The 18,418-nt window shown below is 63.3% G+C and carries 19 protein-coding genes and 1 tRNA gene; 7 read left to right on the top strand and 13 right to left on the bottom strand.

The features are described 5' to 3' along the window. Positions 1 to 106: 106 nt before the first annotated feature. Positions 107 to 523 (bottom strand): hypothetical protein, encoded by a 417-nt coding sequence (locus FJ490_RS27225; protein WP_140515339.1) that lies wholly within the window; start codon positions 521 to 523, stop codon positions 107 to 109. Between the two features lie 20 nt (positions 524 to 543). After that, positions 544 to 1,239, bottom strand: coding sequence for a metal-dependent hydrolase (locus tag FJ490_RS27220; protein WP_140656318.1), 696 nt, complete (start codon positions 1,237 to 1,239; stop codon positions 544 to 546). 123 nt (positions 1,240 to 1,362) lie between these two features. Here FJ490_RS27220 and ruvX point away from each other — a divergent pair, with 123 nt between their 5' ends. Beyond that, positions 1,363 to 1,869: a Holliday junction resolvase RuvX gene (ruvX, locus tag FJ490_RS27215; protein ID WP_140525331.1), complete on the top strand. Its 507-nt coding sequence runs from the start codon at positions 1,363 to 1,365 to the stop codon at positions 1,867 to 1,869. Here the strand turns inward: ruvX and FJ490_RS27210 are convergent. The 3 genes from FJ490_RS27210 to FJ490_RS27200 form a co-directional block, all read right to left on the bottom strand. Further along, positions 1,787 to 2,128, bottom strand: coding sequence for a DUF6105 family protein (locus FJ490_RS27210; protein WP_140525332.1), 342 nt, complete (start codon positions 2,126 to 2,128; stop codon positions 1,787 to 1,789). The genes ruvX and FJ490_RS27210 overlap by 83 nt on opposite strands. Continuing rightward, a complete protein-coding gene (locus tag FJ490_RS27205; protein ID WP_140525333.1) occupies positions 2,128 to 2,676 on the bottom strand; it encodes a hypothetical protein in 549 nt (182 codons plus the stop codon). The genes FJ490_RS27210 and FJ490_RS27205 overlap by 1 nt, the downstream gene beginning before the upstream one ends. A 118-nt stretch (positions 2,677 to 2,794) precedes the next feature. Next, positions 2,795 to 4,423, bottom strand: a complete 1,629-nt coding sequence (locus tag FJ490_RS27200) for a DNA alkylation response protein (RefSeq protein ID WP_140525334.1) — start codon at positions 4,421 to 4,423, stop codon at positions 2,795 to 2,797. A 149-nt stretch (positions 4,424 to 4,572) separates the two neighbouring features. Here FJ490_RS27200 and FJ490_RS27195 point away from each other — a divergent pair, with 149 nt between their 5' ends. Genes FJ490_RS27195 through dprA form a run of 4 tightly spaced genes read left to right on the top strand, consistent with a single transcriptional unit; the run spans position 4,573 to position 8,600 of the window. Then, complete coding sequence (locus FJ490_RS27195) at positions 4,573 to 5,538, top strand: aspartate carbamoyltransferase catalytic subunit (protein ID WP_140525335.1); 966 nt, start codon at positions 4,573 to 4,575, stop codon at positions 5,536 to 5,538. Further along, a complete protein-coding gene (locus tag FJ490_RS27190; protein ID WP_140729205.1) occupies positions 5,535 to 6,821 on the top strand; it encodes a dihydroorotase in 1,287 nt (428 codons plus the stop codon). Before FJ490_RS27195 ends, FJ490_RS27190 begins: the two co-directional genes overlap by 4 nt. A 58-nt stretch (positions 6,822 to 6,879) precedes the next feature. Then, entirely contained in the window at positions 6,880 to 7,467 is a 588-nt protein-coding gene (gene plsY, locus FJ490_RS27185) for a glycerol-3-phosphate 1-O-acyltransferase PlsY (protein WP_140515331.1), read from the top strand. Further along, positions 7,464 to 8,600, top strand: coding sequence for a DNA-processing protein DprA (gene dprA / locus FJ490_RS27180; RefSeq protein WP_140525337.1), 1,137 nt, complete (start codon positions 7,464 to 7,466; stop codon positions 8,598 to 8,600). The genes plsY and dprA overlap by 4 nt, the downstream gene beginning before the upstream one ends. 9 nt (positions 8,601 to 8,609) lie before the next feature. On the opposite strand, the gene FJ490_RS27175 is transcribed toward dprA, so the two are convergent. The 5 genes from FJ490_RS27175 to FJ490_RS27155 all read right to left on the bottom strand — a co-directional run bounded on the left by FJ490_RS27175 (position 8,610) and on the right by FJ490_RS27155 (position 14,796). After that, positions 8,610 to 8,822, bottom strand: a complete 213-nt coding sequence (locus FJ490_RS27175; protein ID WP_140498769.1) for a hypothetical protein — start codon at positions 8,820 to 8,822, stop codon at positions 8,610 to 8,612. Positions 8,823 to 8,874: 52 nt separating this feature from the next. Beyond that, positions 8,875 to 9,678, bottom strand: coding sequence for a trehalose-phosphatase (gene otsB, locus FJ490_RS27170; RefSeq protein ID WP_140557734.1), 804 nt, complete (start codon positions 9,676 to 9,678; stop codon positions 8,875 to 8,877). Then, positions 9,678 to 11,447, bottom strand: a complete 1,770-nt coding sequence (locus FJ490_RS27165) for a trehalose-6-phosphate synthase (RefSeq protein WP_140564502.1) — start codon at positions 11,445 to 11,447, stop codon at positions 9,678 to 9,680. The genes otsB and FJ490_RS27165 overlap by 1 nt, the downstream gene beginning before the upstream one ends. An 82-nt stretch (positions 11,448 to 11,529) precedes the next feature. Continuing rightward, positions 11,530 to 13,692 carry an amylo-alpha-1,6-glucosidase gene (locus FJ490_RS27160; protein WP_140525405.1) on the bottom strand — a complete coding sequence of 721 codons (2,163 nt, stop codon included), beginning with the start codon at positions 13,690 to 13,692 and terminating at the stop codon, positions 11,530 to 11,532. 45 nt (positions 13,693 to 13,737) lie between these two features. After that, on the bottom strand, positions 13,738 to 14,796 hold the full coding sequence (locus FJ490_RS27155; RefSeq protein WP_140564501.1) for a glycosyltransferase family 4 protein: 1,059 nt from the start codon (positions 14,794 to 14,796) through the stop codon (positions 13,738 to 13,740). A gap of 167 nt (positions 14,797 to 14,963) precedes the next feature. On the opposite strand from FJ490_RS27155, the gene FJ490_RS27150 reads away from it, so the two are divergent. After that, entirely contained in the window at positions 14,964 to 15,449 is a 486-nt protein-coding gene (locus FJ490_RS27150) for a hypothetical protein (protein WP_140564500.1), read from the top strand. 1 nt (position 15,450) lies between these two features. Here the strand turns inward: FJ490_RS27150 and FJ490_RS27145 are convergent. Then, a tRNA-Lys gene (locus FJ490_RS27145) sits at positions 15,451 to 15,526 on the bottom strand. 300 nt (positions 15,527 to 15,826) lie between these two features. On the opposite strand from FJ490_RS27145, the gene FJ490_RS27140 reads away from it, so the two are divergent. After that, on the top strand, positions 15,827 to 16,297 hold the full coding sequence (locus tag FJ490_RS27140; RefSeq protein WP_140669967.1) for a BA14K family protein: 471 nt from the start codon (positions 15,827 to 15,829) through the stop codon (positions 16,295 to 16,297). A 99-nt stretch (positions 16,298 to 16,396) separates the two neighbouring features. Here the strand turns inward: FJ490_RS27140 and FJ490_RS27135 are convergent, their stop codons facing one another. Both FJ490_RS27135 and glpK read right to left on the bottom strand, forming a co-directional pair. Continuing rightward, complete coding sequence (locus FJ490_RS27135) at positions 16,397 to 16,864, bottom strand: DUF6882 domain-containing protein (protein ID WP_140498781.1); 468 nt, start codon at positions 16,862 to 16,864, stop codon at positions 16,397 to 16,399. Between the two features lie 27 nt (positions 16,865 to 16,891). After that, a complete protein-coding gene (gene glpK, locus FJ490_RS27130) occupies positions 16,892 to 18,385 on the bottom strand; it encodes a glycerol kinase GlpK (RefSeq protein ID WP_140633188.1) in 1,494 nt (497 codons plus the stop codon). Positions 18,386 to 18,418 lie beyond the last annotated feature (33 nt).

Here is an 18,418-nt window from a genome sequence, read left to right as displayed (position 1 = left end):
GAACCGCTTCGACGCCAAAACAGAAGCGGACAGATCATGTGCTACCAAACCGGACAACTTGATTAGCTACCGACACATGTGCATGCCCACAATCGGGCAAATGACCTCACGGCGGGGCCATGCCCTCGCACAGATAGTAGCTGCCGCTGTTGCCGCTCGCCTCGCTCTCGTCTTCGATGGGCCGGACGGAGACGAGATCGATCTGAGTCGGGCTCATCTGCGTCACCGAGAGCACGTCGGGAAAAACGTAGCCCGGCTCCTGGCAAATGGCCGTCACCGCCCAGCTCGGCGAGCGTGTCGCCTTGCTGATCTGCAAGAACTCGCAATTGTATTCGACCCCTTGCAGGCCATGGGCCGACAGCACGATGTTGCCGGCATCGATCAGCGTCTGCAGGGTATCTTTCCTGGCCTGTGCGCAGAGCTCCTCGGACTTGAGGTATACTCCTTCAATGAAATCGTCCGCGGCAAGCGCCGGCGACGCCGCAAACAGCATCGAAACGCAAAGAGAGTTCCTCAAGCCCATGGTTTAATTCCGTTTTCAATTTATAGTGTGACCGCCTCGCCGATCCCAGGCACGACGACATTCACGCCCGAACCCTCCATTCCGGCGACGAATTTGTCGGGCGTCTGGTCGAGCAGGCCGAAAGTCGCATAGTGGCATGGCACGGCGACATCGAACTTGAAATAGCGGCGGCAGGCGAGAGCCGCGACAGCACCTCCCATGGTAAAGCGGTCGCCGACCGGCACCAGGCCGATCTTCGGCTCATGCAGCTCGTTGACCAGCGCCATGTCCGAGAAGATGTCGGTATCGCCCATGTGATAGAGCGTCTTGTCGTCCTGGAAATGCAGGACCAGCCCGCAGGGATTGCCCATATAGATGCCGTCCCCATAGGACGAGGAATGCAATGCCTGGACAAAAGTCGTCGTGAACGGGCCGCAGTCCACCGTGCCACCGGTGTTGCCCTGGTTGACATTGTTCTGGTCGACGCCCTGGCCGCCGAGATAGCCGCAGACCTCGGGGTTGGCGACCAGCATCGCTCCGGTCTTTTTGAGGATCTCGAGCGCATCGCCGACATGGTCTCCGTGACCATGCGTCAAAAGCACATGGGTGACACCTTCGGCCGGGCCTTCCCAGCTTTTCTTCCAAAGCGGATTGCCGCTCAGGAACGGGTCCATCAGGATGCTTGCGCCCGCCACCTCGATCTTGAAGGCGGATTGTCCGTACCAAGTGAGTTTCATCAGCGAGTTCCTCGATTTTTGCTCCGCCGGAGGATAGAACGGCGTCAGCTCAAGAGCAAAGTGTTACGGCGTTCTCGCGTGTTCAAAACGCCGCGACGGCGCTGTCGGGTCAAAGGAAAACCGTTGGCTATCATTACCATCGAGGAATTGCCGGCACGGCTGGCTGGCGGCAGGACGCTTGCCGGGCTCGATCTCGGCGACAAGACCATCGGCGTCGCCGTTTCGGACCGTGGCTTTTCCTTCGCGCATCCGCGCCCGGTCATCATCCGACGGAAATTCTCGCTCGACGCGGCCGTGCTGCTGGATCTGCTGCAAAAGGAGAATGCCGGCGCGGTGGTGATTGGACTGCCGGTCAACATGGACGGCTCGGAAGGTCCGCGCGCGCAGAAATCGCGCGCCTTCGTACGCAACATGGCCGCCTTGAGCGACCTTCCCTTCCTGCTATGGGACGAGAGGCTGTCGACGGTAGCCGCTGAACGGACGCTGATCGAGATGGATTTTTCGCGCGCCAAACGCGCCGGCAAGATCGATTCGGCCGCCGCCGCCTTTATTCTGCAGGGAGTTTTGGACCGGCTTCGCTCGCTCGGTGCAGCCGCTCGAACTGCACCGGAACCGCCGGCCGCCTCCTGATCCAGCCGATGATTTCACGACGGCGGCGAAACGCCCAGATCGCCAGCAGCAGCAGGCCGTCGAATATACAGGCTCTTCCCACCATACCGGGAATGATTGCCGGGTCGATGCCGAGCATCTGGCCGTAGAGTTGGAAGACGAAATCATGCAACTGCCGGCTCAGCATGACGTAGCCGAAATTCATGTCGTTGAGCGACAGGTAGAACCAGCCCCAGAAAAGCGCCATCGGAGCCGCCCACAATGCGAAGATGTAACGCATCAGCGGCCTCCCTTCCGGGTCGGCTGGGGTCGGCCCGATATCAGCGAAAGCAGCGAATTGTGGGCTGCGGCCCTGGCCATGCTGTGCGCCGTGGCGTGGATTTCAACCTCATCCGATGTGGCCAGGGTGCGGCGCTCGGCAAGCATGGCGACATAGGAGGCCAGAAGTGCGGCCAATTGCACGGCGACGCCCAGGAACAGCCCGTTGATGCCTTGCGCCGCGCCTCCGACCAAGATCAGCGACAGCACGCCGGAAGCGCTGATGAAGGCGATGCGGGCAACGCTGTCGGCGCCCGGATTGCTGGCATTGTTGATCAGCGCCTCGACAAAAGCCCAGAAGAACAGCACCGCCACGACAAGCAGGGCCGTTGCCAGAGGCGCAACCACGACGACATTTTCGAGATCGACGAAGCGGGCGCTCTCGATCGTCACGCCCAGCACCCCAAGCGCCCCGGCCACGCCGCGGTTTCCATCGATGCAGATGATCGCCAGCAGGGCGAAAACGATCGTCCAGTGCAAGGCGAGAAAAGAGGTCAATACCTGTCGCATCGTGATTCCTGCTTCGACAGGAATGACAGTGGGCTTTGCCGCCAGCCCTCGCAACGGAAACCATTTGTTAAGGTTAACGGCGCGGGGGAATGACCAAGGCGTGGTCCATGGCTGCTGCTCAGGTGGTTGGCGGATAGAGCGTGTCGATGATCATGCGCGCATCATGGCGCGAATCGAGCATGCCGTAGGTGTTGCGCCACTGGCCCGCCAGCCGCGTCTCGACGAAGGCATCGGCGATCCGCCCTGCCCCCAACCGGCGCAATTCCGCCGCCGCCGCCGACAGCGCCAGTTGCTCCGTCAGCAGGCGGGCCGAGCCTTCGTCGGTCGCGGCGACTTGCATCGCCGCCTTCAGCACACCGATGGTGCCGCGTCCGCCCGCGCCCAGGTCGCGATCGATGCCGGCAAGCACCTCCTCGAACAGGCCCGGCGCGCGGCCAAGCACGCGCAGCACATCCAGCGCCATGACATTGCCCGATCCTTCCCAGATAGCGTTGACCGGAGCTTCGCGATAGTAGCGAGCGAGCGGCGCCTCCTCGACATAGCCGTTGCCGCCGAGGCATTCCATCGCCTCGTAGAGCAGCGGCGGCGCAATTTTGCAGACCCAATATTTGACGACCGGCGTCATGGCACGGGCAAAGGCCGCCTCGCCGCGATCGCTCGCCGCCTCGTCGAAGGAACGCGCCAGACGGAACGACAGCGCCGTGGCAGCGGCGACGTCGAGCGCCATGTCCGCCAGCACGCGCTGCATCAGCGGCTGCTCGATCAGGTTGGTGCCGAACACCTGGCGATGGCGGGCGTGATGAACGGCTTCGGCCAGACCCGCCCGCATGATCGCCGAAGACGCCACGGCGCAGTCGAGCCGGGTCAAGGTCACCATGTCCATGATCGTCTTCACGCCGGCGCCCGGCTCGCCGACCATCTCACCGATCGCGTTGACGAACTCCACCTCGGAAGACGCATTCGACCGGTTGCCGAGCTTGTCCTTCAGGCGCTGGAAACGGAAGCCGTTGCCCGAGCCGTCGCCAAGGACGCGCGGCACGAGGAAGCACGACAATCCCTCCGGCGCCTGCGCCAGCACCAGGAAGGCATCCGACATCGGCGCCGACATGAACCATTTATGGCCGGTCAGGCGATAGAAGCCGCTGCCGACGCGCTCGGCCCTCGTTACATTGGCGCGCACGTCCGTGCCGCCCTGTTTCTCTGTCATGCCCATGCCAAGCGTAAGCCCGGTCTTCTCGACCGGCGGCTTTTGGCTCTGGTCGTATTTGCGCGTCGTCACGCGCGGCGCCCACTCGCGGAACAGTTTCGGGCTCGCCATCAGCGCTGCCAGCGAAGCGCTGGTCATGGTGATGGGACACAGATGTCCGGTCTCGAGTTCGGCCGTCAGGTAGAACCGGGCCGCGCGCACCTGATGGCGGCGGCCGATCTCGGCATCGCCATTCTCCCAGACCGAGGAGTGCAGCCCGTTGGCTACGGAACGGCGCATCAAAGCGTGATAGGCGGGGTGAAACTCGACCAGATCGATGCGCCGGCCCTGGCGATCATGCGTCCTGAGCCTCGGCGTTTCGACATTGGCGAGGCGGGCCAGTTCCTGGGCCTCCTGCGTCAGCACGAAGCGGCCGAGCCCGTCGAGATCCTTGCGCACCGGATCGGAAAAGCGCTCGGCAAGCTGGATCAGCAACGGATCGCCCCGCCAGGCGTTGCCGCCTGTCAGCGGCGGCGGCTGGTTCGTCACGTCGTCGGTCACGCTTCATCCTTACTGCCAGGCGGCTACGAATCCGGAGCCATCGGCTAGATATAGCCCAAGGCTCGCGACGAAAATACCGGGGAGAACAGCCGCAATCCAAAGCTGGCGCTTGCAGCCATGGAACGTCCACCCTATAGCAGCCCCTTGAGATGACCGACGCTTCGTCCCTGCCACTCTATCCCCACCGCCATCTTCTGGGCATCCGCGATCTTTCCCCCGCCGACATCGAGCTTCTGCTCGACAGGGCGGACCGGGCTGTCGCGATCTCGCGGCAATCCGAGAAGAAAACCTCGACACTGCGCGGCCGCACCCAGATCAACCTTTTCTACGAAGCCTCAACGCGGACGCAGTCGTCGTTCGAACTGGCCGGAAAGCGTCTCGGCGCCGACGTCATGAACATGTCGGTGGCGAGTTCCTCGGTGAAGAAGGGCGAGACGCTCATCGACACGGCCATGACGCTGAACGCCATGCGGCCCGACATATTGATCATCCGCCACCAGTCGGCCGGTGCGGCCGCCCTCCTGGCGCAGAAGGTCGGCTGCTCCGTGGTCAATGCGGGGGACGGCGCGCACGAGCACCCCACACAGGCGCTGCTTGACGCGCTGACCATCCGTCGCGCCAAGGGTCCGCTGTCGAAACTGATCGTGGCGATCTGCGGCGACATCCTGCATTCGCGCGTCGCCCGCTCCAACATCATGCTGCTCAATGCGCTCGGCGCGCAGGTGCGCGTCGTCGCACCCTCGACGCTGCTGCCTGCGGGCATCGACAGGATGGGTGTGATCGTCACCGGCTCAATGGCCGAGGGCCTGAAAGATGCCGACGTGGTGATGATGCTGCGCCTGCAGCGCGAGCGAATGGAAGGCGCCTTCGTGCCTTCGGTGCGCGAATATTTCCGCTATTTCGGCCTCGACGCCGAGAAGCTGAAGGCCGCGAAAGACGATGCGCTGGTGATGCATCCGGGCCCGATGAACCGTGGCGTCGAGATCGCTTCGGAAATCGCCGACGGCCCGCAGAGCGTCATCCAGGAACAGGTCGAGATGGGCGTCGCCGTGCGCATGGCGGTGATGGAAGCGCTGCTCGATCCGCGCCGCAACCATGAGGGCCGCGGCGCATGACCATTACGGTGTTCGAGCGCGCCCGCATCATCGACCCCTCGCGCGGCGTAGACGAGACCGGGACGGTCATCGTCGACGGGAAGAAGATAGCCGCCGCCGGCAAGGCTGCGCTGAACCAGGGGGCGCCCGAGGGCGCCACCATCATCGACTGCGCCGGCAAGGCGGTCATTCCAGGCCTGATCGACGGCCGCGTCTTCATCGGCGAACCGGGCGGAGAACATCGCGAAACGATCGCGTCGGCAAGTGTCGCCGCGGCTGCCGGCGGCGTCACCTCGATCGTCATGATGCCCGATACCGATCCGGTCATCGACAATGTGGCCCTGGTCGAATTCGTGCTGCGCACCGCCAAGGACACGGCAATCGTGAATATTTTCCCGGCCGCAGCCATCACCAAGGGCCTCGACGGCCGCGAGATGACCGAATTCGGGCTGCTGCGCGAGGCCGGCGCCGCCGCCTTCACCGACGGCCGCCACACCATATCAAGCGCGCTGGTGATGCGCCGGGCGCTGACTTATGCCCGCGATTTCGGCGCAACCATCGTGCACGAAACCCAGGATGCCGACCTCGCGTCGTCGGGCGTGATGAACGAGGGACTCTGCGCCAGCTGGCTGGGGCTTTCCGGCATTCCGCGTGAAGCCGAAACCATCCCGCTGGAGCGCGACCTTGCCCTGGCGCGCCTGACGCGCGGCTCCTACCATGCGGCAAAGATATCGACGGCGATGGCGGCGGCATCGGTGGCGCGCGCGAAGACCGACGGCGCGACCGTCACATCGGGCGTGTCGATCCACAATCTGTCACTCAACGAAAACGATGTCGGCGAATATCGCACCTTCTTCCGGTTGACCCCGCCGCTGCGCGCCGAGGAAGACCGCCTGGCGATGATCGAAGCGATCAGGGACGGCACGGTCGACATCATCGTCTCCTCGCACGATCCGCAGGACGTCGACACCAAGCGCCTGCCCTTCGCCGACGCCGCAGCCGGCGCCATTGGGCTCGAAACGTTGCTGGGCGCGGCCTTGCGGCTCTACCACAATGGCGACGTGCCGCTGCCGCGGCTGATCGAGACCTTGTCCACGGCGCCGGCAAGGCTGTTCGGCCTGCCTGGCGGCACGCTCAAGCCCGGCGCTGTCGCGGACCTTGCGCTTGTCGATCTGGATGAACCCTGGATCGTCAGCGAAAGCGGCATTCGCTCGCGCTCGAAGAACACCTGTTTCGAAGGCGCGCGCCTGCAGGGCAAGGTCTTGCAAACGCTGGTGGCGGGCCGCACAGTGTTCTCGGTCTGAGCTGGCGGCGGCGCATCGCGCCGAATTCAGCCCGTCAGGGGGAAATGCGGGGGGAACAATGACTTACAACCTGATCCCGGCGCTGGTGCTCGGCTATTTCTTGGGCTCGATTCCGTTCGGGCTTCTGCTGACCCGTGCGGCAGGGCTTGGCGACGTGCGCCAGATCGGCTCCGGCAACATCGGCGCGACAAATGTGCTCCGCACCGGCAACAAGGGCCTTGCCGCGGCCACGCTGCTGCTCGACGCGCTGAAGGGCACGGCCGCGGTGCTGATCGCGGGCCATTTCGCGCCCGAACTCGGCGCTTGGGCCGGCCTTGGCGCCTTCCTCGGCCATCTCTTCCCGATCTGGCTCGGATTCAAGGGAGGCAAGGGCGTCGCCACCTATCTCGGCGTGCTGATCGGCCTTGCCTGGCAGGTGGCGCTGATCTTCGCCATCGTCTGGCTGGCCATGGCATTCCTGTTCCGCTACTCCTCGCTTGCAGCGCTGACGGCCGCGGTCGCCGTGCCGATCGCCCTCTATTTCCTGAGCACACCGCAGATTGCCGCATTGTTCGTCGTGATGAGCCTGATCGTCTTCATCAAGCACCGGGCCAACATTTCACGCCTGCTTGCCGGCACCGAGGGCAAAATCGGGGCGAAGGAGTGAGCAAGCCGCTCGCCGGACCGCGCCTCAGCGACCGGCAGCGGTTGAGCTGGCTGCGGCTGATCCGCACCCAGAATGTAGGTCCTGCCTCCTTTCGCGACCTGATCAACCGCTTCGGTTCGGCCGAAGTCGCGCTGGAAATGCTGCCGGAACTGATGATTTCGGGCGGCGCCAGCAGGATCGCCCGCATTCCCTCGATCGCCGAGGCCGAAGCGGAACTGGAGGCCGCAAGGCTGGCAGGCGCCCGCTTTGTCGGTATCGGCGAGCCGGACTATCCCGCCCTGTTGAAAAACATGGACCATCCGCCGCCGCTGCTGGCGGTGAAAGGCGAAGGCGCGGTGTTTCGGCTGCCCGCGGTGGCTATCGTCGGCGCCCGCAACGCCTCGCTCGCCGGCATCAAGATGGCGCGCATGCTGGCGACCGACCTTGGCCGCGACGGTTACGCCATCATCTCCGGCCTCGCGCGCGGCATCGACACTTCAGCACATCAGGGCAGCCTCTCGACCGGCACGATCGGCGTGCTGGCCGGAGGCCTCGATCTGCCCTACCCGCCTGAGAATGCCGGCCTGTGCGACGAGATCGTCGAGCGCGGCGGCGCCATCATTTCGGAGATGCCGTTCGGCTGGCAGCCGCGTGCCCAGGATTTTCCGCGCCGCAACCGCCTCGTCGCGGGCGCGGCAGTCGGTCTGGTGGTGGTCGAGGCGGCGCAGCGTTCCGGGTCCCTGATCAGCGCCAGGCTCGCAGGCGAAATGGGCCGGCTGGTCTTCGCCGTACCCGGCTCGCCGCTTGATCCACGCGCCGCCGGCACCAATGGCCTGCTCAAGGACGGTGCCACCTTGGTCACCGAAGCCGCCGACATTCACAGGGCAATCGCGCCGCTGACCGGTTTGCGGGCCCCCGAACTGCCGCCCTTTGAAGATCCCCCCGATTTCTCGGCCACGCCGCCACCCGGCGAAAACGACCGCGCCAGGGTGACCGAAGCGCTCGGCCCGACGCCGGTGGCGATCGACGAGATCATCCGCCACACCGGCCTGCATCCGGCCCAGGTGTTCATGGTGCTCCTGGAGCTCGACCTCGCCGGCCGGCTCGAACGGCATGCCGGCGGCAATGTCTCGCTGGTCTTCGCGGAAGGCTGACAGCCTCCGTCAGTGGTGATCGCGCTTCTTCTGTTCGGTCTCGGTATAGTCGGGCGTGTTTGCGCCGAACAGGTCCCTCTCGACGGCCTTTCGCCAGACGGCATCGGCGTCTTCAGGACGCGATGGATCGAAAGTTGTCTCCGTGTCCTGCATGCGCCGGCGCGAACGCCGCCGGAGCCACGCGGGCATGATCTCGTGGATGAGGCTGGTGAATTGGATCATTGATCAACTCCTGAAACCCGTTCTTCAAAGGCGCAAAATGCGTTTTGCGGCCTCAACTCTGCCGGACAGTGGGCTGGACCGCCTCCTCAAACCGGCCAGTGCCCGATTGGTCGTGACATAGGGATTCAAGCCAGGCCAGGGTCTCGCCGACATCGGCCAGCGCGTGGCGCGCCACGGTTTTCCCTTGCGGTTTGATGCGGACCGAAATGCCATCCATTTCATTGACGGCTTCGAAGCCGTTCTCATCCGACGTGTCGTCTCCGAGGAATACGGGAATCCGCCCCCGGAAAGCCGGCAACTCGCAGAAACGCCTGATTGCCGCTCCCTTGGCCGCCTCGAGCGGCATCAGTTCCACCCCGGCATTGCCGGCAAGAACCCGATATCCCCGCGGAAGCCGCTCCAGGGCCTGTTCGACCAGTTGCGTCGCCCGTTGCAGCAACTGCGGCGCCGCACGCGTATGAATGGCCAGGATCGGGCCCTTGCGCTCGATATAGACGTCCACATTGTCCAGTTCCGCCTCGATTTCCTCGGCAAGCGCGGCAATGTCGGCGGGCTCGTCGGCCGCCTCGACAGGCCCGTCACGGACAAGCCGGTGCTCCAGGCCGTATAGACCCGCAGCCGGCAGGCGCAGCGGCTGGAAGAGCCGGTCGACGGCGGAAACGGATCTTCCTGTAATGAAAGCCAGAGCGCCAGCCAGACGCCCGTCCAGCCTTGTCAGCATGCTTCGCAACGCATCACCGACGACCACCGCGTCGGGATGCGCGGCATGTTCCAGAAGCGTACCGTCAATGTCCAGGAAGAGTGCCCATCGGCCTTGCGGGACGGTCGGCACGGACAGATTTGCCGATCCCGACATCACAGCGCCGCGACCCGTTTGCGATCAAGCAGCGATATCACATTGGCCGCGGCAACGGAGCCCGGCCCGGCGGGGTCGATCGCGATTCGCTTGCGCAAGCGGGCGGCGTCGAGAAGCATGCTGCCCGCCCAGCGATAGACATTGTTGTCGCGGACGATCTCGCGCATGCGCTGCATGCGCTGGCGCTGCTCGGCGGGCACCATGGTCAATGCCTGCAGCAACGCCTCGGCCATCATCGTCGCGTCGTAAGGATTGACGATCAGCGCCTCGAGAAGCTCCTTGGAAGCGCCGGCAAACATGCTGAGCATCAGCACGCCCTGCTCGTCGTCGCGTGCGGCGACAAATTCCTTGGCGACCAGGTTCATTCCGTCGTGCAGGCTGGTCACCATGCAGACATCGGCGGCCCGGTAGATTTCGTAGACCTGCTCCTGGGAATGGTGTTCAGCCACCATCAAGACAGGCGTGTAGCCGTCCCGGCCATAACGCTCGTTGAGCTCCGCCGCGCAACGCAGGCATTCCTCGTGCAGTTGCTGGTAGGCCGGCAAGGTTCCACGGCTTGGCGCCGCGATCTGCAGGAAGGCCACCTTGCCGATCCACTCCGGGTGTTGCTTGAACAGTTCGTCCAATGCGTGAAACCGGTCGAGAATGCCTTTCGTATAATCGAGGCGCTCGACGCCGACACAGAGGCTGACATTGTCCGCCAGCCCGAATTTTTCGCGAATGCGCGCGCGGCACTGCGCGATAGCGGGCAATTTCCCGAGTTGAGCCGGCGGCCACTCTATCGAGATCGGATAGGCGTGGACCAGGCTCGTCTGGCCGCCATAGGAGATGGCCGAATCCTCGCGCTCGATCCTGCTTTCCAGGAAGCGGTCGACGCTCTCGATGAAGTTGTTGCAGTGGAACTGCGTATGAAAGCCGATGATCGAGCTCCCCAGCAGGCCGTCCAGGATTTTTTCCCGCCAGGGGCAGATGCTGAAGACTTCCGAATTCGGCCACGGAATGTGCCAGAAGGTGATGACGATCGCATCGGGCAGGCGTTCCCGGATCATTCGCGGCAGCAGCGCGAAATGATAATCCTGGACGAGGACGATCGGGCGTTCGTTCCGCGCTTCGGCAACGACGGTATCGGCGAATTTGCGATTGACGGCTTCGTACGTTTCCCAGTCGGACGTGCGGAAGACGGGCCGCGTAAAGGCTATGTGGCACAGGGGCCAGAGACCCTCATTGGCAAAGCCCAGATAATAGCCTTGCTGTTCCTCGTCGGTCAGCCAGACACGGCGCAACGTGTAGGATGGGTTCTCAGGTGGGACCTCGATGCGGTCGTTCTGGTCGACGACGAGATGATCCGCCGAACCGCCGCCATAGGCTATCCAGGTTCCCGCGCAGGCACGGGTGATCGGCTCCAGCGCCGAGACAAGTCCACTGGCCGGCACAACCAGGTCGACATTGTCATCCCTGAGATTGTGAATGTAGGGCTCGCGGTTGGAGACGACGATCACTTGCGCATCCGGCAGTTCCTTCGCCAGGATTTCGCGCAGTGTCGAGGGCGACCAGTTGACGAGCGCCGCGTCGGCGGAATGGCCATTCTTTTCGAACTCCCGCAATACGACACGAGCCGGTGGAGGCTCGACATTCGCCGGTTCCGGCGGGGTCCGGCGGGATCGCAGCGCGGAAATCACCAAGGCAACAAGGGAAACGCAGAGGCTGGCAAGAATGACGAACCATAGAGCGGAGGCAGAGTGGAGGAAGTCAAAATTGTTGTCTGGCATCGATGTGAATTGCTCCGGCCTAGGTCGCGCCTCTCCGCGGGGGAGATGGTGCAACGCACGTCGCCGGTGATGGTTCCGGTTTTTAGCTGCGCACGATCAAAGGCGCCAACCCTTCATGGCGGTCGGCCAGAAACGCGCCCACACGGTCTCCTACCCGCTGGAACGTCAGGTCGACTGCCGTGCCCGCCACCGCGAGATGGCGGATCACCAAGCTGTCGATGCCGATTGGCAGGCGTGGCCTTGTGACATGGATTTCGCCGGCCCAGCCGTCGATATGGAGGCCCAGACAGGCCTGCATCAGCATGAAGGCGGAACCTGCCGACCAGGCCTGCGGCAGGCAAGCGACTGGATACGCGATCGGCGCCTCGCCCGGTGCGCGGGTGAAGCCGCAGAAGAGTTCGGGCAGGCGCATGTTGAAATGGACGGCGGATTCGAACGTCCCGCTCATCAGCCGCACCACATTGTCGCGAATGCCGTACCGCGCAAGGCCTGCCGCGCATATCGCCGTGTCGTGCGGCCAGATGGAGCCATTGTGATACGACATGGGATTGAAGAATATTGCGTCGTCGGCGAGCGTCCTCAATCCCCAGCCGGAGTGAAAAGAAGCCGACAGCAACTGATCGGCGACGATCCGCGCCCGATCCGGATCCGGAAGCCCCACATAGAGCAGATGTCCAGCATTGGACGTGCGCACCTCGCATGGTCGGCCGTCGCCATCGAGCGCCAGCGCGTAGTAACCCAGCTCTTCGATCCAGAAATGACTTTCAACCCGCCGGCGGATCTCTTCGGCCCGCCTTTCCCAGCCTTCCGCCTTTTCTGTCTCGCCTCGCCGGCGAGCCAGTCTCGCCAGCCCCTGGAACGCCGCGAAGACGTAGCCCTGCACCTCGACCAGCGCGATCGGCCCCTTCGGGATACGACCGTCTGCATGAAAGACCGAATCAAAGCTGTCCTTCCATCCCTGGTTGGCGAGGCCTGACTCCGCCGCACGCCGGTAGGTGACGAATCCGGTCGAAGCGCTTGCCGCCTCGATCCATTCGGCGGCTGCACATAGCGACTGCCACAGGCCGTCGATAAAGACCATGTCGCCGGTGCGGTCCGCGTAAGCGCAGGCGAGATGAACGTAGAGCGGGGTGGTGTCGACGCCGCCATAGTAGCGGCCGAACGGCAACTCGCTCAGCGCCGTCATTTCACCTTTGCGCGTTTCATGCATGATCTTGCCGGGCTGAGAGTCGCTGAAGGGCGAGGTTTCGGTCGCCTGATGTTGCGCGAGAAAGGCAAGCACGCCGCGCGCCAGGCCGGGATTGAGCCAGAGCATCTGCAACGCCGAGATCACGCCGTCTCTGCCGAAGGCCGTCGAGAACCACGGAATGCCGGCATAGGGATAAGGGCCGGTCGCAAGTTCGGTGGTGAGCAGCGCCACATCGGCACGGGCGCGCTCCATCCAGTCGTTGAACACCCTGCCCGAACTGTGCAGCGTCGCGCCATGGCGGCGCTTGGCGCGCATGCCGAAACGCGCGCGCGCCGCTGCGGCGCGAAACCGGTCGCGGTCGGGCACATCGGCCATCTCGCTGCCGACCTCGACATACAGTGTCTTGCGGCTGCGTTTGGTGACTGCAATGAAGAAATCCGCCCGGTCGGAGGTCAATTCGTCGGGTTTCTGCGAAAACGATATCGTCGACGTACGCACCACCTTGTCCAGGCCTTCATAGCGAAGCAGAACCGAGTTCTGGTCCATCTCGGCGGTATGGGCGGTGCCTCGTTTGGCGCGTGTCGAGCCACGAACTTCGAACATGTCGCGGAAATCGGCGGCGAAGCGCAGCGAAAGCAGGACGGTCGAATGTTCCTGGCTGTAGTTGGAAAGGGTCAGGCGCTCATACAGCCGGTCCTCCCACAGCAGCCTGACACGCTCGATGTGGATCGCTCCTTGCGGGATGGGACGGCCGCCGGCACTCTCTATAGGCAGATTGGTCAGGTTGGAGGTGAACAGGACATTGTCCTGGCTCAGCGATGCGCCCAGCAACGACGTCGAACGACCGCCCACCGCGAGGCGGAATTCGGAAAGCACGCGCGTGTCGTCGCGGAAGAAGCCGTCGCCCACACCGCGTATGTCGCCATAGGAATCGGCGACGGCGAAGCAGTCGCCATGCTTGAGTGCGAAGAGCCGGTGCGGTTCCCTCGGCGCGGTTTCGTCCAGGGAGGCCAGGGCTATTGCGGGATCAAGCTTGCGCTCGTCAAGTTGGGTGATGGTCAAGAAGACTGTCCCGTGCTTGTTTCTGAACGGGGCACTGTACTAGGAAGCCCTGATTTGTTGAGTGTCGATCGCCTGTGAATAGGTGGCGACATAGTCGCGCGCCATGCGGTCGGCCGAGAACCGTCCTTCGAAAACGGCCCTTATCCGGCGCCTGTCGAGCTGAAGCAGGGCCGGCATGGTGGCGACGGCATCCTCGAGGGTTTCGACGACGAAGCCGGTCACACCGTGATCGATGATCTCGGGCATGGCGCCGCAGCTCCAAGCCATGACAGGGGTTCCGCAGGCCATCGCCTCGATTACCGCCAGACCAAAAGGCTCGGGCCAGTCGATGGGGAACAGCAAGGCAGCGGCATTGCCGAGAAACCTGCTCTTCTGGTCCTCGCTGATCTCGCCGACATATTCGACGCGATCGCCATCGATCAGCGGCTGGACGACCTCCTCGAAATAGGCCCGGTCGCCGTCGCCCACCTTGGCCGCGAGCTTGAGCCTCAGGCCCGTGCGCCTGGCAATCTCGATCGCCCGGTCCGGCCGCTTGTCGCGCGACATCCTGCCGAGGAACGCCAGATATGTGCCGTCGGAGCCGGCTTCAAAATCCGGCCTATAGAGATCGAGCGGCAGCCCATGATGGATGGTCGCCAACCAGTTGGCGGACGCGAGCCTCGTCCTCTGGCTGCGTGAAATGGAAATCATCGGAAAACGCGGGAACCGCTCATAGGCCTGTGCCAGATCCACATAGTCCAGCCTGCCATGCGGCGTCGTCACCGTGCGCTCCGGCATATGGCGGAAAAACGGGAAATGCAGGAAGTGGCTGAGATGGAAGTGAAGAATGTCGAAATCGTCGGCCTGTCTCCTGACTTCCTCGAGCATCGAAAGATGCGCCGCGATCTCCGACTTCAACGGCCGGGGATCGAGGCGCAGCGCCCGTTCCCGGCACGCGACCAGCCGGGCGGAGGTCCTGGTATCGCCGCTGGCAAACAACGTTACATCGTGGCCGAGCCCGACCAGAGCTTCGGTGAGATAGGAGATGATGCGTTCGGTGCCTCCATAGAGCCTTGGCGGCACGGATTCATACAGCGGCGCGATATGGGCGATCTTCATTGGCCTGCGTTCCCTCAATAAGCTGGTCAAAGGCAAAAATGCATCAGCGGCGCGATCGTTCCTCCGCTATCGGCAGATGCGTCATTTCTCATGTTTGATGTTCTTCCGGGCGGCCCTATCTCTTTAGGTGCTGCTCCTGCGCGCCATGACGACCCGAGGAGGTTCCGATGCAGCAATCAAAGGACATTGCAGCCCGCCGGCTTGACATGATCATCGAACAATATGTCGAAGCTAGAAAACAGCGCTTCGGCTATGTTTCGACGGACCAGGCCGCCAGGGTGATTCACAGAATCCTGAAACCCACGCCTTCCGACCCCAGCTTTTCGGACCACGAACTCGACGACATGGTCGCGGCCCTCGCCGTCAAGAACGGGTTGGCCGTCGTCTTTGACCGCGGCATCAGAGGATCGGTCGGCGGCACCGAGGCGGAGCTGGACAGAAAGGATCCGACCATGAGAGCACCAGCGGAAGGCCCCGACGTTGCCGGCGCGGTGGACGCGATCCTGATTCAGCAAAAAACCGCCCCGCTTTCGATGAGCGCGATGATCTCCCTGCTGCGCCAACGCACCGGCACCACCCGATCGGACGCGGATCTGGAAGGACTGATCGCCAAAAAAGCCGCTGTCCTGAACGTGCATTTGTCACGGGACTGAGTGGTGAGCGCGTCGGGGTTCGAACCCGAGACCTACTGATTAAAAGTCAGTTGCTCTACCGGCTGAGCTACGCGCTCCCGTGGGCTGGAAACGGCGCCCTCGAAATTGCGCGGAACATAGGGAGAGTGCCTCGACCGGTCAACCGGAAAAAACGGGCCACCAAGCCATGCGTTCCCGCCGTGCCGGCTCTCCCGGCCGGCCGTTTCCGCAAGGACATGCCGAACCTTTGCCAGGCAGGCGAAAGACCCTGTGGCCTCCGTCGATCCCAAACCGGAGAAACATTACAAATCAGCAACTTGCCTTTTTTTCCAGGAACAATTCGCGAGCGTGCCCGTTTCCTCCGCCACAAGGGACGTCAACCTCTCAAGGAGAAGATCATGAACAAAGTCCTGTCGGGTTTGCTGGCGACCACACTGTCAGCTTCCTTCGCAGTGGCGGCTGCCATGCCGGTCGAAGCCGCACCGGCCTATGTACCGCAGCCTGCATCGGTCTCGTCCGATGTCCAGACCGTGCAGTACAGGCCCTGGGAGCGGCGCCGTAACTTCCGCGGCGAGTTTCGCGGCAACCGCAACTTCTACCGCGACAACCGCGGAGCCTACTGGAACGGCCATCGCGGCTACCGTGAATATCGCCCGGGCTATCGCCGTCACGGCGATTTCTGGTTCCCGCTTGCTGCTTTCGCCACTGGCGCGCTGATAACCGGCGCGATCGCCAACAACCGGAACCGCGTCTATGAAGGCAATTCGCATGTGCAGTGGTGCTATGACCGTTACCGTTCCTACCGCGCATCCGACAACACGTTCCAGCCGTATAACGGCCCGCGCCAGCAGTGCATTTCACCCTACTGATGGGCGACAGTGTTCGTCAGAGGGATAGAAAGTCAAAGCCCGTGCCGGAAATGGCGCGGGCTTTCTGTCGTGCGAGGACGGTCCCCGGGCAGGCTGTGATCAGCTGGCCCAATTAATGGTCTTGAAGATATAATAAAGCGCGCCACCTTCACCACGGGGTGATCGGTACGCTCCGACGGCATCGCAAATTCGGACCGTGACGGCCGCCAATTCCCAACCCAGCACTTCCAGCTGATCCCCATCTATCACGTAAGCCTGAGCCAGTTCGTCAATGCCGTTCTTCTCGCCGAAGGACCGAACCAGCTTTGCGTCTCTGAGAAGACTATCGGGCAAATTTGAATTTGCCCACGCCCAGAGCCAGTTCTGTGCCTTGGCATTCGTGGAACCGGCGATCTGGATTTCGGTGATCACCTCGATCGCCCCGTCCTTGGAAAACAAGAGCTTTCCGTTGCTCAAGTCATAGCGCGACCAGTGGCCGATGCGGAATTCTTCCTCCAAGCGCTTATTCTTGGCCTTCAGTTGTTTGATAGCCTCGGCGCGCCAAGCAGAGTACCAGTTTGGCTTCATTTCCCCCTCGCCCAATCTGACTGTTGATTATGATACGCTCAGCGTCCTGCGAACAGCATCGCGCCACCCCGCCAGCTTGGCCGAGCGCGCCGCAGGCTCCATGTCTGGTCTGAAGCGGCGGTCGAGCGCCCATGTCTTGGCGAACTCCCGCGCCTTAGGCCACACGCCCGCCTTCGAGCCGGCGAGCCAGGCGGCACCAAGCGCGGTCGTCTCAAGAATGGTCGGACGGTCGACCGGGGCGTCGAGAATGTCGGCCAGCCGTTGCATGGTCCAGTCGGACGCCACCATGCCGCCGTCGACCCGAAGCACCGTCTTGGCCGCCGTACCTTTCCAATCCTTGCGCATGGCATCGAGCAGGTCGCGCGTCTGGTAGGCCACGGATTCGAGCGCGGCGCGGGCAAACTCCGCCGGCCCCGAATTGCGGGTCAGGCCAAAGATCGCGCCCCGCGCCTCGGCATCCCAGTGGGGCGCGCCGAGCCCGACAAAGGCCGGCACCAGATACACGTCCTGGGTCGGATCGGCCTCGGCCGCCAGCTTGCCGCTCTGTTCGGCCTTGCCGATCACCTTGATGCCGTCGCGCAACCACTGCACGGCGGCGCCGGCGATGAAGATCGATCCTTCCAGCGCATAGGTGGTCTTGCCGTTCAGCCGATAGGCAATCGTGGTCAACAGCCGGTTCTTCGAGCGCACCAGGTCGGTGCCGGTGTTGAGCAGCGCGAAACAGCCGGTGCCGTAGGTCGATTTCATCATGCCGGGCTCGAAACAGGCCTGGCCGATGGTCGCGGCATGCTGATCGCCGGCAACGCCGAGGATCCTTATCTCGGCGCCAAAGAGATTTTTCTGCGTGATTCCAAAATCATCGGCGCAGTCCTTCACCTCGGGGAGCATCCTTGCCGGAATGTTCAGGATGGCCAGCAGCTCGTCGTCCCAGGCATTCTTCTCGATGTTGTAGACTAGCGTGCGGGAGGCGTTTGTGGCGTCGGTGGCATGCACCCTGCCGCCGGTCAGGCGCCAGATCAGGAAACTGTCGATGGTGCCGGCCAGCAATTCGCCTTTCTCGGCGCGTCTCCTGGCGCCTTTCACCTTGTCCAGCATCCAGGCTATCTTCGTGCCGGAGAAATACGGATCGAGCAGCAGGCCGGTCTTCCTGGTGAAGGTCTTTTCCAATCCCTGCTTCTTCAGCTTCCGGCATAGCGGCGCGGTGCGCCGGTCCTGCCAGACGATGGCGTTGTGGATCGGCTTGCCGGTCGCCCTGTCCCAAATGACGACGGTCTCGCGCTGGTTGGTTATGCCGACCGCGGCGACGTCCGATGCCTCCCGCCCGGCATTCTTCAATGCGCCCTTCACGGTCGCCACGACGCTGGCCCAGATATCTTCCGGGTCATGCTCGACCCAGCCGGAAGCAGGATAGTGCTGGGTGAATTCTTGCTGGCTGCTGCCGACGACTTTCATGTCGCCGTCGAACAGAATCGACCGGCTCGACGTGGTGCCTTGGTCGATTGCCAGGACAAAGCCATTCATTCGCACTTCCTCCGTCACGACACAAAGAAGGGA

The organism is Mesorhizobium sp. B2-5-11, from assembly GCF_006440835.1.
Taxonomy (GTDB): domain Bacteria; phylum Pseudomonadota; class Alphaproteobacteria; order Rhizobiales; family Rhizobiaceae; genus Mesorhizobium.
Note: the sequence above shows the minus strand (reverse complement) of the source record. Positions and strands in the feature narration are given on the sequence as shown.